The 13,981-nt window shown below is 72.3% G+C and carries 12 protein-coding genes; 7 read left to right on the top strand and 5 right to left on the bottom strand.

Annotated elements, in window-relative coordinates:
* Positions 1-72: 72 nt before the first annotated feature.
* On the top strand, positions 73-474 hold the full coding sequence (locus AB0O34_RS12925) for a peptidase inhibitor family I36 protein (RefSeq protein ID WP_363915520.1): 402 nt from the start codon (positions 73-75) through the stop codon (positions 472-474).
* A 63-nt stretch (positions 475-537) separates the two neighbouring features.
* Here AB0O34_RS12925 and cydB read toward each other — a convergent pair whose 3' ends face one another.
* The 3 genes from cydB to AB0O34_RS12910 all read right to left on the bottom strand — a co-directional run bounded on the left by cydB (position 538) and on the right by AB0O34_RS12910 (position 4,025).
* Positions 538-1,521, bottom strand: a complete 984-nt coding sequence (cydB, locus tag AB0O34_RS12920; protein ID WP_363915519.1) for a cytochrome d ubiquinol oxidase subunit II — start codon at positions 1,519-1,521, stop codon at positions 538-540.
* A gap of 9 nt (positions 1,522-1,530) precedes the next feature.
* Positions 1,531-2,979: a cytochrome ubiquinol oxidase subunit I gene (locus AB0O34_RS12915; protein WP_363915518.1), complete on the bottom strand. Its 1,449-nt coding sequence runs from the start codon at positions 2,977-2,979 to the stop codon at positions 1,531-1,533.
* 305 nt (positions 2,980-3,284) lie between these two features.
* A complete protein-coding gene (locus tag AB0O34_RS12910) occupies positions 3,285-4,025 on the bottom strand; it encodes a polysaccharide deacetylase family protein (RefSeq protein WP_363915517.1) in 741 nt (246 codons plus the stop codon).
* A gap of 497 nt (positions 4,026-4,522) precedes the next feature.
* Here AB0O34_RS12910 and AB0O34_RS12905 point away from each other — a divergent pair, with 497 nt between their 5' ends.
* Genes AB0O34_RS12905 through AB0O34_RS12895 form a run of 3 tightly spaced genes read left to right on the top strand, consistent with a single transcriptional unit; the run spans position 4,523 to position 7,355 of the window.
* Positions 4,523-5,272: a Crp/Fnr family transcriptional regulator gene (locus AB0O34_RS12905; protein WP_363915516.1), complete on the top strand. Its 750-nt coding sequence runs from the start codon at positions 4,523-4,525 to the stop codon at positions 5,270-5,272.
* Positions 5,273-5,330: 58 nt separating this feature from the next.
* Positions 5,331-6,053, top strand: coding sequence for a hypothetical protein (locus tag AB0O34_RS12900; RefSeq protein ID WP_363915515.1), 723 nt, complete (start codon positions 5,331-5,333; stop codon positions 6,051-6,053).
* Between the two features lie 12 nt (positions 6,054-6,065).
* On the top strand, positions 6,066-7,355 hold the full coding sequence (locus tag AB0O34_RS12895) for a tetratricopeptide repeat protein (protein WP_363915514.1): 1,290 nt from the start codon (positions 6,066-6,068) through the stop codon (positions 7,353-7,355).
* Positions 7,356-7,376: 21 nt separating this feature from the next.
* On the opposite strand, the gene AB0O34_RS12890 is transcribed toward AB0O34_RS12895, so the two are convergent.
* Entirely contained in the window at positions 7,377-10,265 is a 2,889-nt protein-coding gene (locus AB0O34_RS12890) for a BTAD domain-containing putative transcriptional regulator (protein WP_363915513.1), read from the bottom strand.
* A gap of 325 nt (positions 10,266-10,590) precedes the next feature.
* Here AB0O34_RS12890 and AB0O34_RS12885 point away from each other — a divergent pair, with 325 nt between their 5' ends.
* From AB0O34_RS12885 to AB0O34_RS12875, 3 genes are all read left to right on the top strand, one after another.
* Positions 10,591-11,367 (top strand): carbon monoxide dehydrogenase subunit G, encoded by a 777-nt coding sequence (locus AB0O34_RS12885; protein ID WP_363915512.1) that lies wholly within the window; start codon positions 10,591-10,593, stop codon positions 11,365-11,367.
* A 303-nt stretch (positions 11,368-11,670) separates the two neighbouring features.
* On the top strand, positions 11,671-12,573 hold the full coding sequence (locus AB0O34_RS12880; RefSeq protein WP_363915511.1) for a hypothetical protein: 903 nt from the start codon (positions 11,671-11,673) through the stop codon (positions 12,571-12,573).
* Positions 12,574-12,610: 37 nt separating this feature from the next.
* The gene (locus tag AB0O34_RS12875; RefSeq protein ID WP_363915510.1) at positions 12,611-13,267 is read left to right on the top strand and encodes a DsbA family oxidoreductase; all 657 of its coding nucleotides are present in this window, start codon (positions 12,611-12,613) and stop codon (positions 13,265-13,267) included.
* Between the two features lie 2 nt (positions 13,268-13,269).
* Here AB0O34_RS12875 and AB0O34_RS12870 read toward each other — a convergent pair whose 3' ends face one another.
* Entirely contained in the window at positions 13,270-13,926 is a 657-nt protein-coding gene (locus AB0O34_RS12870; RefSeq protein WP_363915546.1) for a thymidine kinase, read from the bottom strand.
* Between the last annotated feature and the right edge of the window lie 55 nt (positions 13,927-13,981).

Genomic DNA, 13,981 nt, shown 5'->3' with positions numbered 1-13,981 from the left:
TACATTGCGTGACGGAGATCGCCCGGATCACCTGGGCACCGCCGTACACGAGGAGGAAGCGGAGTGCAGCCGATGACACGCAGGACGCGTATCGCCGCGACGACGGGCATGATCGGGTTCATGATGGTGGTGGTGTTCGCCGCCCCGGCTCCGGCGGAGGCGGCGCCGCCGAGCGCCGCCTCCGGGGACTCCGCGGCGTTCCGGCGCGCGGCCGAGAGCTGCGCGGACGGGGACATCTGTTTCTGGCACGACCGCAACTACTCCGGGCCCTCGTGGAGCTGGTCGCCGTCGAGCGGCTACCGCGACATGCCGTCGAACCTCCACGACCACGTCTACTCGTTCATCGCCAACGCCGATGGCTGCTTCATCGACTGGAACCCGCAGGAGAAGCGCAAGGTGAACAAGGGCGACTACGCCAAGGCGTACGACACCAACTTCGGCAGGAGGATCGACGCCGTGGGCCCCACCTGCTGACCCCACGGCGACGGCGAGGCGGGCGCCGGCCTTTCCGGTCCGCGCCCGCGGGCTTTCCGCGTCTCAGGCCGTGACACGCTTCCGGAAGACCCAGTAGGTCCAGCCCTGGTAGGCGAGCACGAACGGCAGCGCTATCAGCCCGATCCAGGTGAGGATGCCCAGCGTGTACGGGCCGGAGGCCGCCTCGGCCACGGTGAGACCGGGCAGCGGCGCCCGCCACAGCGTTCCGAACAGCGTGCCGGTGACCAGCACGATGGACGCGGCGGTGGCGGTGAACGCCCAGCCCTCGCGGTGGCGCCAGATCAGCGCGACGGCGGCGGCCAGGGCGATCATGGCGGCCAGGGCCGCCACCCACAGCAGCGGATGCGAGGTCCATCCCGCGCCGGCCACGTGCGCCCGCCCTGCCGCATGCACCAGGCCGGCCGGGCCGGCGGTGTCCGCACGGCCCGCCGACGGGAGGCCGGGGAGTGCCACGACGGCGATCGGCAGGGCGGCCACCGCCACGGTCAGCGCGGCACGGCGTGCCCTGGCGCGGAGCGGTCCCGCCGTCTTCAACGCGACGAACACCGCGCCGTGCAGGACGGCCAGCGCCAGCGAGAGCGCCCCGCCCAGCACGGTCGCGGCCGCGGTGCCGTACAGCAGGTTGCCGAAGATCGCCCCCCACAGGAAGGCGGTCAGCACGCTCCCGGTCACGATGCCCGCGTCGCACAGGGCGCGTTCCCGCGCCGTGACCTTGCCGCGCCATTCGAGGGCCACACCGCGCACGATCAGCCCGATCAGGACCATGACCAGGGGCAGGTAGAACCCGCTGAGCAGTTCCGCGTACCAGACCGGGAAGGCCGCGAACATGGCACCCACGGCCGTGATCAGCCAGACCTCGTTGCCGTCCCAGACCGGGCCGATCGTCGCGAGCATCTGCTTGCGCTCGCCCTCGTCGCGGGAGAGCAGGGGAAGCAGCGCGCCGACGCCGAAGTCGAAGCCTTCGAGCACGAAGTAGCCGGTCCACAGGAAGGCGATGACCAGGAACCAGACGGTGGTGAGCTCCATGGCGGTCTCCTAGTACATCAGGGTCGGCGCGAGACGGGCCGCCTCGGCGTCGAGGTCGTCCGGACGGCGGGGGTCGAGGGACGGTTCGGCGGGCTCGGGTCCCGCCTTGATGTGCCGGACCAGCAGCTTCGCCTCGGCGATCGCCAGCACCCCGTACAGGACCGTGAAGATCGACAGGGAGATCGCCACCTCGCTCAGGCTCACCCCCGGCGAGACGCTCGCCGCCGTGAGCAGCTCGCCCTGGACGGTCCAGGGCTGCCGCCCGATCTCGCTGAGCAGCCATCCGGCGACCATCGCGAGGGTGGGCAGCGGAAGCGCCAGCAGGCAGGCCCTGGCGAACCACTCCGGAGTCGTGCGGCGGCGCCGGGTCAGCCAGAGCCCGAGGACCGACAGGCCGACGGTGGCGACCCCGAACACGATCATGACCCGGAACGACCAGTACACGACCGGCACGTTCGGCTGGTAGTCGCCGGCGCCGTACTGCTTCTCGTACCGCTTCTGGATGTCGTCGATGCCCTGGACCTCGGCGTTCGGGTCGTGCGCGGCCAGCAGGCTGAGCACCTTCGGCACCTCCAGGCCGGGCACGGGAGAGAAGGGCGCGCCCTTCACGTCGTGCCGCAGCCCCTCGGCGGCGGCCAGCTTCATGGGCTGCTGCTCGCGCAGGAGCTGCCCCGACAGGTCGCCGCTCCCGGCGGCGACCACTCCGGCGATCGCCGTCATGACCAGCGCGGCGCGAAGGCTCGTCCGCCACATGGCGGGGTCGCCCGGGACCCGGGCCCGCCCGCGCGCCGCCCGGGTGAAGGGCACGGTCGCGTCCCCGTCGGCGGCGAGGCGCCGCTCGCGCAGGATCCGGTAGCCGCTCACCGCGATGACGAACCCTCCGGCGACGATGAAGGCCGCCGCGATCACGTGCGGGACCTGGGCCGTGGCCGTGGAGTTGGTCAGCACGGCCCACAGGTCGGTCATCCTGGCCCGTCCGTCGACCACCTCGTAACCCACGGGGTGCTTCATCCAGGCGTTCGCCGCGAGGATGAAGTACGCCGACAGGTTCGACCCGATGGCGGCGGCCCAGATGCACGCGAGGTGGACCCGCTTGGGCAGCCGCTCCCAGCCGAAGATCCACAGGCCGAGGAAGGTCGACTCCAGGAAGAACGCGAGCAGCGCCTCAAGGGCCAGCGGCGCCCCGAACACGTCGCCGACGAACGTCGAGTACTCACTCCAGTTCATCCCGAACTGGAACTCCTGGACGATGCCCGTGACCACGCCCATCGCGAAGTTGATCAGGAACAGCTTCCCGAAGAACTTGGTCAGCCTGAGGTAGTGCTCCTTGCCCGTGCGGTGCCAGGCCGTCTGCAGCCCGGCGACGAACACGCCGAGGCCGATCGTCAGGGGTACGAAGAGAAAGTGGTACACGGTGGTGACCCCGAACTGCCACCGCGCCAGGTCCAATGCGTCCATGTTCCCCTCACGGGTAAGGAGCTCTACACATCGTAGTTCTACTTAAAGTAGTACTACAGCTTGTAGAGCAAAGCGGGAAGGGAGGTATCGCGAGTTATGCGATCTTCGTCACACCGGCCCGGCGACCCCGTACAGGCCGCCGGCGACCGGCCCCCCACTCGCGGCACCCGGTCCCCCGTGGAACCGAGAATGCTCGCCGGGGTGCCCCGGTCAAAAAGGGACTCGGGCCCCGTCCTCCCAGGATGGGACCCCGGATCTTCCCCGGCGGCGTGTCCAATGATCCGTCGCCGGTCACGCCCGGCGCGTCACCCCACGGGCTGATTCGGGGGTACGCCGTCCGAGGGAGCCGGCGGCAGGATTCCCGCCGCTCTGAGGTAGGCGTCCAGGTTGCCGAGCTCGAAGCCGCGCCGTTCGATCTTGTCGAGCAGGACGCGGAAGTCCCTGGCCAGATCGGCGCGGAAGTGCAGCAGCAGGATGTCGCCGGGGTGGAGCTTCTTGTCGGGCGTCTGGTAGGAGATCTTCCCGCCCGGCTGGACGCTGGCGGTCCACAGGAGCAGGGCCGACAGGTCGCACGCCTTCACGGCGCGAAGGGTGGTGTCGTTGAAGTTGCCGAACGGCGGGCGGAAGAGCACGGGGCGCCGCCCCACCTGCCTGGTGATGGTCTTGGCGGAGCCGCAGATCTCGGCCTTCTGCGCCGTGTACCCGAGGCCCCACAGGTCGGGGTGGGTGAGCGTGTGGTCCTCGATCGGCACGCCCAGGTCGCGCAGCTCGCGGAAGTAGGACCACTTGCCCGCGCCCACGTAGTGCCCGCCGGCCGCCGACGGGTCCGGCATGCCCCTGGCCTCCACCGCGTCGCGCATGGCGAACACGGTGATCGGGACCGCGCGCTCCCTGACCAGCCTGACGAACCCCGGATCCTGCTCCCAGCCGTCGTCGATGGTGAGGAAGACGACCTTGCGCCTGGTCGGGATGGCGGTCACCACCGGAGGCCGGCCGGCGCGCCCGCGTACGCGGTCGACCTCGCCGGGCCGGGGAAGCGCGCCCACCTGAGCCGCCCGCGCGGGGGAGGGCGGGCCGGCCGTTGGAGTCGCGTCCGGTGAGGGGGCGGGGGAGCTCGCGTACGGGGACGGCGTGGGAGCGGCGGACAGACCGGACGCGGTCGGTGCGGAGTCCGGCGCGGCGGGGAGGACGGTGCCGCTCGCCGAACATATCCCGATAAGTCCAAGCCCGAGCGCGACGCGTAACGCCTTCCATCCCCAGATCATGGTGAGCCATCTTGCCATCGCGGTGATCCGCAAGCCCGCGGCCACCGCTGTCACCCATCCGCAAGGTCTTCGCAAGGACCCCCGCGCACAGTTGAAGAGCAAACCAGATTCGCGGCTTCGGAAGCGCGCCGAAAGGACGCCGGGCTTCCGGGCGAACGGCCACCAAGCTCCTTCGATCGTCGTGGACGTGGCCTTCTTGACCGTCGGAAAGCTCGGGTGGGGGTCCGGCTTAAAGCATCTGGCCGCAAGCCGGCCACCGTCACGCTGGGAGGACCACCATGAACGGCCCCGAACCCGGGCGGCGCCGTGTGATCCGCAAGGTAGGCAAGTGGCCGCGCGGCAGCCTTCTCGGCGGCCTCGGCGAAGAGGCCAGGGACGAACTGCTCGGGCTGGGACGCCCCCGCCAGTTGACGGCGGGCGAGACGCTCATGCTGGAGGGCGACAGGTCCACCGAGGTCTTCCTGCTCGTGGACGCCTGCGTCAAGGTCACCGCGAACACCGAGAGCGGCAAGGTCACGCTGCTGGGCATAAGGGTGGGCGGCGATCTCGTGGGGGAGTTCGCGGCCCTGGACGGGCATCCCCGGGTGGCCACCGTCACCGCGGCGGGTCCCTGCCTGGTGCGGCTCATCACCCAGGAGACCTTCGTGGCGTTCCTGCGCCGTTGCCCCGAGGCCGCTCTCGCCGTCAACCGGGCGGTGGTCGACAAGGTGCGCTGGACCACCCGCCGCCGGGTCGAGTACGGCACGTTCTCGACCCTCACGCGGCTGTCCCGCGTCATCGTCGAGCTGGCGTGGTCGTACGGCGAGCCGGTGAGCGAGGGCGTCATGATCGGCGTCGCCCTCACGCAGCCGGAGCTCGCGGCGCTCGTGGGGGCCGCCGACCCGACCGTGCACAAGGCCCTGACCGTGCTGCGGAGGGCAGGGGTCCTCGGCACGGGCTACCGGCGCATCGTCGTCCACGACATCCGCAGGCTGCAGACCTTCGCGGGACTCGGCGAGAACCCGTTGGATTATGAGGTTCCGGCGTGACCGGGGCGGGACGCTGTGTGAACTCCAGCAGCGCCGCCCCGTCCAAAGGAGAGAACCGTTGAACGACCTGAGCGGAGAGGTCCGCCGGCTGTGCATCGCCCTCGACGTCCACGACCACGGGTTCTGGCACGATCCCGGGCAGAGGGAGATCCGGCGCCGGCTCACCGAGGTGATCGCCGACGCGAGCAGGCAGGCGGGCCTCGACCGGCTCTACTTCGCCGAGGGAGGCGCGCCCCTGGTGCCCGGGACCGTCATGTTGCGCGGGGAGCAGGGCGACGGGGTGGTCCTGCTGCTGCCGTCGGGGGTGCACGAGGCCCGCGTCATCGCCGGGTTCGCCGGCGAGCTCCGCATCGCCCTGCGCCAGCGCAACCGCCATCTCGGCAAGAACGCGCCCCTGCGGCTGCGGCTGCGCGTGGCCTTCCACCAGGGCCCGACCCGGGTGGGCGACGGCGGGTTCACCGGCAGGGCGGTCAACATGGTCCGCAGCCTGCGCGACAGCGACGAGCTGCGGGGCGCGCTCGACGAGCACCCGGACGCCGACCTGGCCGTCGCCGTCTCGGCGCCGCTGTTCGAGGACGTCATCGAGCATGAGCACCGCGACCTGAGAAGACACCTGTTCCGCCAGGTGACCGTGCGCTCGAAGGACGTCGTGACCGAGGCGTGGATCAGCGTGCCGGACGCCGCGTCGGGCGGGCGCGACATCCCGCGCCGGGTCCGTGTCACCCCCGCGCGCATGGGGGCCGGTCTGACGGGTCCCATCGTCAACATCGACGAGTACTGACGGAAGAGGGCCATGGGCGGCGAAGAAGTCAGGGAAGGCACAGGGCCGCTCATCGCCGTCGCCGGGCTCGCCGTCGTACGCGCGCTGCACTCGCACAGGGCGTCGCTCAAACGCAGGGACGAGCACGGGCGCGAGCCGGCCGAGTCGCAGTGGCGCCAGTATGGGGAGGACCTGGACGCGGCGATCCGGCACCACGCCGACGGCATGCCGGCGGAGGCCCTGCGGCGGTACGGCGCCCTGCTGCAGGTGTCACCGAACGACCCGGTGGTCCTGACGAACGCCGCGCAGATATGGATCGACCACGGAGTGAGCAGGAAGGACGCGGCGTGGGCGCTCGACCTCGCGGCCGCGGTGGTGACGGATCCGCGCAGGCGTGCCCGCGTGGCGATCCAGCGCGCGCGCCTGCACCTGTCGTTCGGGCGGTACTCCGAGGCGGCGGCCGAGCTGACCGCGTCCGTGGCCGCGCTGCCCGATCCGGGCGCCGATCCCGCGCCCCTCGCCTGGTACCTGTTCGGTACGTGCCTGATGGAGATGGGGGACGAGCCGGGGGCCCAGCGCGCGTTCCAGACCGTCCTCGCCCACCGGCCTCTGGTGGCCGAGGCGTGGATCTCCCTGGCGCACGTCCTGGCGGAGAGCGACCGCGCCGCGGCCTGCGAGCTGCTCGAACACGGGCAGGCCCTCATCGCCCCGCCGGGCCGCGCGCACCTCGCGGAGCCCGTACAGGCACCGCACGCGGAGCCCCGGCACGCGCGGCACGAGGACGTCGCGCAGGCGCGTCGCGAGGACGTCGCGCACGCGCGGGAGGCGGCCGGCGGCCTGCTGGTGGAGGCGGCGCTCATCTCGCTCGCCCCGCCCAAGGACCACGAACGGGCGCGGGCCTTCCTCGCCAGGGCCGCGCGGCTCTGCCCCGACAGCCCTTACCCTCCGCTGAACCAGGCGATGATCGACGAGGAGCTTCAGGACCACGACGCCTTCCGGCGGCACATCCGCGAGGCCGTGTCCAAGGTTCCCCGCACCGATCAGCGCCTGATCGCGCGTCTGATGAGCGGGGCGTTCGCCGGCGCGTACGGAAGCGTGACGCTGGCGGCGATGGAAGAGGCGCGTTTCATCGACCGCGCCGAGCTGCGGCGGCGCCTGGACTCCTGGGAGCACCAGCGGGCGCCGGGGGAGCGCCCGAGGCCCGGCAACCGCTACCACAACGGCGTCGTCGCCGGGCACCGCGCGATCGTGTCCGGCGCCCGCCGCCCGTACAGCCTCAACGGCGGGACGGCGATGACCCGAGATCCGGAGGAACTTCCTTAGCGCCGGCCCGCCCGGGGCGGCTCAGGAGTGGTCGATGCGGAGCACCGGCCGGTGGTCCTGCTCGCCGGGGGAGCGGACGATGAGGCGGCGGGCCGTCGCGGTGGTGTCCTCCTTGGTGAGGCTCGCCCCCATGGCCGTCGCCTCCTCGTACGCCTCCGGCGTCAGCGGCGCGCGCACCACGGCGACGTTGCGCGGGCCGTCGAGCGGGTCCATCAGCTGGGGCGAGTAGCCCACGCGCGAGCCGATGGCCGACACCGCGCCGAGCAGCACGGCGCCCTCCATCGCCCGGCCCGCCATGCCGAGTGCCCCCGCGAGCACGTGGGCGCACGCGAGCCACGAGGTCATGTCCTCGGTGCGGTCGAGGTGCACCACCAGCCGCGCCGCCTGCTGCACGGCCCGGTCCGCGTCCCCGAGGTCCATGGCGACCTTCGCGCCGATCCAGCCGGACGAGCAGTACGCCCAGTCGTGGCCGCACGCCTCGGCGATGTCGGCCGCCTGCACGAGCTGGCCCGCGGCCAGGGCGGGGTCCCCGGCGACGCGGGTGATCTGCCCGCGCACCATCATGAGCTCCGCCTCCACCCACGGCAGGCCCGCGGCGCGCACGTGCTTCCATCCCTCGGACAGGGCGAGCTGCGCCTGGCTGGGGTTGCCGCTGAGCTGCAGGAAGTACCCCCTGTACGGCAGGGCGCGCGCCATGACCTCGATGTCGCCGACGGCCTCGGCCTGCCGCAGCGCGATCTCTACGTCGTCGTTGGCGGTGATCGGGTCGCCGGCGAGGTAGCGGAGCAGCGCCCGTCCGATCAGCGCCTGTCCCCGGCCCGGGTGGTCGGGGCCCGCGGAGTCCAGCGCCTTGGACAGCCACCCGATGCCCTCGTGCACGTTCCCGGCGCGGTACCAGTGCCAGGCCAGCGCCGTGGAGACGCGAAGCGCGGAGTCCCCGTCGCCGGAGGCCAGAGCGTGGGCGAGCGCGGTGCGCATGTTGGCCTGCTCGTACCGGAGCCTGCGCATCCACAGCTCGCCGTCGAAACTCCGAAGTCGCCGGTCGGCGGTCTCGGCCAGCTCGACCGCCCACGCGACGTGCCGTCCGGCCCAGCCGGGCACCTCGTCGCCGGGCAGCGTGCGCAGGGCGTACTGCCGGATCGTCTCCAGCATGCGGTAGCGGCGGGGCGTTCCTCCGTCCACGGTGACGAGCGACTTGGAGACCAGCCCGCTCAGCCGGGGCAGCACGGGCGGGCGGTCGTCCAGCCGTTCGGCGGCCTCCAGGTCGAACCCGCCCTCGAACACGCTGAGGCAACCGAGGAGCCGCCGCTCGGCCGGGGTGAGCAGGCGCACGCTCGACTCGATGGCCGCCTCCAGGCTGCGATGGCGCGCCGGAGCGGTACGCGACCCCCCGGCCAGCAGCGCGAAGCGGTCGTTGAGCCCTTCCTCGATCTGCCGCAGCGACAGGACGCGCGTCTGGGCCGCCGCCAGCTCGATCGCCAGGGGAAGGCCGTCCAGCTCGCGGCAGATCCGGGAGATCAGCTCGCGCTCGGCGTGCCGGGGCCGCCAGCCGGGGCGCACCGCGCGGGAGCGTTCCACGAAGAGCTCGACGCCGGTGCCGTCGGGGTCCAGCGGCGGCAGATCCCAGGTAGCCTCTCCGGCGATCGACAGCGGCTCCCTGCTGGTGGCCAGCAGCCGCAGGCCGGGACACCGGGACAGCAGGCCCTCCGCGAGGCCCGCCACCGCGTCGACCAGGTGCTCGCAGTTGTCCAGCAGGAGGAGCGTCTGGCGGTCGCCGATCGAGGCCGCGAGGTCGTCCGCGCTCTTGGTGATCGCGGTGCCCATGGCCGCGCCGATGGCGCACGGGAGCAGCGCTTCGTCGGCCACGTCGGCGAGCAGGGCCAGCCACGGCCCCTCGCCCTCCGCCCGGCCGGCGTGCTGGTGGGCGACTTCCAGGGCCAGGCGGCTCTTGCCGGCGCCGCCGACGCCGGTGATCGTCACCAGCCGGTGCGTCGCGAGGAGCCCCGTCACCGTGCTCACGGCGCCCTCGCCCCCGATGAGGCGGGTCAGCGGCGCGGGGAGCCGGGGTCCGGGGGCCTCGCGCTGCTCGACCGGCTCGGCGAGCGCCACGGTCTCGCGGGGACGCTGCCAGTCCAGGGCGGGGTCCTGCCGGAGCACCGCGGTCTCCATGGCGCGCAGCGAGGGGCCGGGGTCCACGCCCAGCTCGTCGATCAGCCGCTCACGCGCGGCGCGCAACGCGGCGAGCGCGTCTCCCTGCCGTCCCCCTCGGTACAGGGCGAGGGCCAGCAGTTCCCAGGAGCGCTCGGCGAGCGGGTGCTGGCGGACCAGAGCCTCCAGTTCGCCCACGGCCGGGACGGCGCTGCCCATGGCGAGCAGGGCCGCCGCGTGGTCCTGGCGGGCGGCCAGCCGCGCGTTCTCCAGCCGGGCGACCTCGGCCGTGGCCACGTCGCTGTCGCCCAGGTCGACGTACGCGGGCCCGCGCCACAGCCCGAGCGCGGTCTGAAGGCTCTCCGCCGCGGTGGCCGGGTCCTCGGCCAGCAGCCGGGCGCCGCGCTCGGCCAGCGCGGCGAAGCGCTCGGCGTCCACCGACTCGGGCCTGACGCGCAGCACGTACCCGGGGCCCTGACGGTCGAGGATGCCGGTGGGCGCCCGCGACGGCCGACCGGGTTCGAGGGACTTGCGCAGTTTGGTGACGTAGGAATACAGGCTGGCCATGACGCTGTTCGGGGCCTGCTCGCCCCAGACCGCCTCGACGATCCGTTCGGCGGTCACCACCTTGCCCTGGGCGATGAGCAGGGTCGCGACGACCGCCTTGACGCGGCTGCCGCCGAGGTCGAGCCGCTCCCCGTCGCGGGTCGCGGTGAGCGGGCCGAGGACAGAGAACTGAAGCCCCGCCGTTTGAGCACTCACGGTGAACCGTCCCCTTGCGCGTCCGCCCCTCCGCAAGCTGCGGAACAATTGGCTAGTTATATCCCGAACGCCGACAAAGGCGAAGGCTGCTCATGAATTTGGATCAAACTCGGGACGATTTCGGGATAATTTCCGGTGATTGTCTCGTGAATGGTGGTGGTCGCCTTCAAGGCGGCCGGGTCGCGGCGGTGTTAACGTGATCCCCACGCGAGACGGATGGCGGTGAGCCAGCGAGACCTGACGAGTCCCAGCGTCATCGGCGGGCAGAAGTTGCCCTTATCCGCGTCGCCGGTCGGTCTCTAGTCTCTCGGCATCGGAGGTGTCCATGAAGGTCGTTGGCAGTGCCGTGGTCGGAGTCGACCGAGGTCGCGTGTGGGCCGCCCTGCAGGATCCGGCGGTGCTGGTGCGCACCATCCCGGGGTGCGAGCGGCTGGAGGCCACGGGCGGCGACACCTACCGCATGACGGTCACCGCGGGCGTCGCCTCCATCAAGGGCGTCTACCAGGGCGAGGTCGCGCTCTCCGACCCCGAGGAGCCCGAGCGGTTCACGCTCCGCGCGCGGGGCGCCGGAGCGCCCGGCACCGTGGACGCCACCGTGCGCATCTCGCTGAGCGAGGTCGACGGCGGCGCGACCCGGGTCGACTACGACGCCGAGGCGGTCGTCGGCGGCATGATCGGCGGGGTGGGCCAGCGCATGCTCGGCTCCGTCGCGAAGAAGACCGCCGGGGAGTTCTTCAACGCCGTCGAGCAGCACCTCCAGGTGGGCTCCGTTCCGGCGGAGGCTCCCGGCGGCCTGGCGCTCCTGCCCTCCACGATCCCGGCCACGAACGGCGGCACGGCCCTGGTGACCGATGGCGGTGCGGCCCAGGTGGCGGATGGCGGTACGGCCCGGATGGCGGATGGCGGTGCGGCCCGGGTAGTGGAGCGGCACGAGGCCGGGCAGGTCTTCGAGCGGCCCCGTGGCGAGGCGGCGCGGGCGTCCGAGCGACGAAGCGGCACCCCGGTCTGGCCGGTGCTGACCGCCTTCGGCATGGGCGCGGGCGTCGCCCTCGGCAGCGCCGTCATCGGGTGGCTGCTCGGCCGCACCGGCCGCGGGCGATAACGGCCCTCCTTAGATCTTTCGCCTGTTCCCGGCAACGTTCACAAGTCCGGGTGCGGGCGGTTGCCCGAGCCTTTGCCCCGGTGCCGGGGCGGTTCCGGGGCCGCGCGGCCGTACTGGCCCGGGCACGGGAGGCGCCCGAGCGCCGGGCCGGAGCACGCCGCGACCGCCTTCGCGGAGTCCATCGCGGGCGGCAGGCGAGGCGCCGTAGCGAGGGCGCGGGCGCGATCCGCCGTACGTGTCAGGTAGATCCCAGGGTTGTTACGGAACCTCGCGGAAGAGGATCTCTGGGCGTAACGTGGTGATATGCGTGAGTTTCGTGCAGAGGATGCTCGATCGGAGGCCCGGCGACTCATCCACGATCTGCTGGGTGAGCAGCATCCGACGGCCGCGTTGCTGCTGCGCGAAGCGAGAGCCGCGCTCGGCGACGACCGCGTGGCGCGCTGCGTGGAACTGGCGCAGGGCGCCGCCCTCACCAGGAGGTCCTCGGAGCTCGCCGCGATCGCCGGCCTGCTCGTCGGCACCGGCGCGCTCGGCAGGGAATGGTGGGCGGCCGGCCGGGGCGGGAAGATACCGGCCCCCGACGAGGTGCTCGCCGCCAACACCGCCATCGAGCCGTGGACCGACCTCACCGTGCTGGAGATGCTGGCCGCGTGGATCGCGGACGACACCGCCGACGTGGCGTGGGGCGCGCCGATCGGGTCGGTGGACCTCAACTCCTGGCAGGGAGAGGACCGCGTCGACCTCCCCGGCGGGGTCGCCGCGGGGCAGCGGCTGGTCGTCTCGTTCGACGCGGGCGGCCGCCTTGACGCGGTGGTGACGGAGCGGCCCGGCGGCGAGCTCGGGTCGCACCTCGACTTCTCCTCGCTGCGTTACTCAAGACCCGCCGAGGCCCAGTGGAGCTGGGGAGTGGCGGCGGGGCTCGGCCCTCACCAGCTTCCCGGCGAGGACCCCGATCCGTACGCCGTGACCGTCGACCAGCACGCGGCCGAGCAACTGCGTCACTGGGCGCTGCGCCACGGCGCCACGGGCGAGCAGGTCGGTCCGTGGTGGCAGGCGAAGGGCGACGTCATCGCCGCGATCGAGCGCGTCGACTGGATGTGGCGCAGCGGCGAGTGGTTCGCCTGGTGGCGCGCGACGTCCGCGTTGCTCGGCGGCGACCCCCAGCAGCTCGCGGCCCGCATGGACGACATCTCCTCTGCCCCCTGACGGAATGTTTGGCTAGTTTGCCGCGGTTGAGCATCATGTGAAAGTTGAGATTTTTTCTGATGTCGTATGCCCTTGGTGCTACATCGGCCACACGCGCTTCACGCGCGCAGCCGAGCGCTACCGTGAGCAGGGCGGTGAGGTCGAGGTGCGGCTGCGGCCGTTCCAGCTCGCGCCGGACGCCGAGTCCCTCGGCGAGCCGCTCACCACGTGGATGGAGCGCAAGTTCGGCGGGCCGGAGCAGACGCGGCAGCTCACCGGCCGGGTGACAGGGGTGGCCGCCGAGTCCGGCCTCGACCTGCACATGGACCACGCCGTGCAGGCCAACTCCTTCGACGCCCACCGGCTGATCCTGGCCGCGACCGAACAGGGCAAGGGCGAGCAGATGGCCCAGCGCCTGTTCCGCGCCTACTTCAGCGACGGCCTGGACATCGGCAGCCGGGAGACCCTCGCCAAGCTGGCGGGCGAGGTGGGGGTCCAGGTGTCCCTGGACGGTGAGGACGGCGCCGAGGAGACCCGCGCGCAGATCGACCGGGCCCGCGAGCTCGGCATCAGCGGCGTGCCGCTCTTCCTCTTCGAGGGCAAGTACGCCGTCTCGGGCGCGCAGCCCGAGGACACGCTCCTCGCAGCCCTGGAGGAGGTCGCCTCGCTCACCGGCCAGGCGCCGCCGGACCAGGGCGAGGCCTGCTCCGTCTGACGTCAGGCGGGCGAGGGGGACAGGTGCTGCGCCTGTACTGACGGGCCGAGGTCGCCGGTGCGATAGTGCCGGCGACACAGCACGCGGTAGTGCACCTGCGCGCCGTCGGTGTCGGCGATGACGACCTGCTCACCCGTGCGCGCCATCAGCCCGTTCACCACGCGGGCGTTGAGCCTGCCCTCGCGCCCGCACCAGCAGAGCACCTCGACCTGCAACCGCGACACCTCGTCGGCCAGCTCGAACAGGCGCTGCGCGGCGGGGAACATCCGCGACCGGAAGTCCGAGGCCAGGCCGAAGGCGTAGACGTCGACGCCGTGCTCGTCGACCAGGTCGGCCAGCTGCTCGATCTGGGCGACCGTGTAGAAGCACGCCTCGTCGCAGATCAGGTAGTCGACGCGGTCGTGTGCCAGCACGAGCTCCACCAGGTCGAGATCGTCGACGACCTCGATGGCTTCGAGCCCAAGCCCTATGCGGCTGGTGACCTTGGGGCCGCCCGAGCGGTCGTGCTTGGTGAGCACCAGTCCCCGCCTGCCCTGGCGGCCGTGGTTGTAGTTCATCTGCAACGCCAGCGTGGACTTGCCGCAGTCCATGGGGCCGTGGAAGAACCTCAGCACGCCGTCGCGGTGGGGATGCGCGGGCACGGCGGACAGGGCGGACATTTCACTCACGGGGCGTCAGCATACAGCCCGGCCGCCGGGCCGGCGGGCGGGCATG

It is taken from the genome of Sphaerisporangium sp. NPDC088356 (genome assembly GCF_040685555.1).
Classification (GTDB): Bacteria; Actinomycetota; Actinomycetes; order Streptosporangiales; family Streptosporangiaceae; genus Sphaerisporangium.
Note: the sequence above shows the minus strand (reverse complement) of the source record. Positions and strands in the feature narration are given on the sequence as shown.

Coding starts and splice junctions, on each gene's coding strand:
- AB0O34_RS12925 (WP_363915520.1), top strand. CDS start 73: ATGACACGCAGGACGCGTATCGCCGCGACGACGGGCATGATCGGGTTC.
- cydB (WP_363915519.1), bottom strand. CDS start 1,521: ATGGAGCTCACCACCGTCTGGTTCCTGGTCATCGCCTTCCTGTGGACC.
- AB0O34_RS12915 (WP_363915518.1), bottom strand. CDS start 2,979: ATGGACGCATTGGACCTGGCGCGGTGGCAGTTCGGGGTCACCACCGTG.
- AB0O34_RS12905 (WP_363915516.1), top strand. CDS start 4,523: ATGAACGGCCCCGAACCCGGGCGGCGCCGTGTGATCCGCAAGGTAGGC.
- AB0O34_RS12895 (WP_363915514.1), top strand. CDS start 6,066: ATGGGCGGCGAAGAAGTCAGGGAAGGCACAGGGCCGCTCATCGCCGTC.
- AB0O34_RS12885 (WP_363915512.1), top strand. CDS start 10,591: ATGAAGGTCGTTGGCAGTGCCGTGGTCGGAGTCGACCGAGGTCGCGTG.
- AB0O34_RS12880 (WP_363915511.1), top strand. CDS start 11,671: ATGCGTGAGTTTCGTGCAGAGGATGCTCGATCGGAGGCCCGGCGACTC.
- AB0O34_RS12870 (WP_363915546.1), bottom strand. CDS start 13,926: ATGTCCGCCCTGTCCGCCGTGCCCGCGCATCCCCACCGCGACGGCGTG.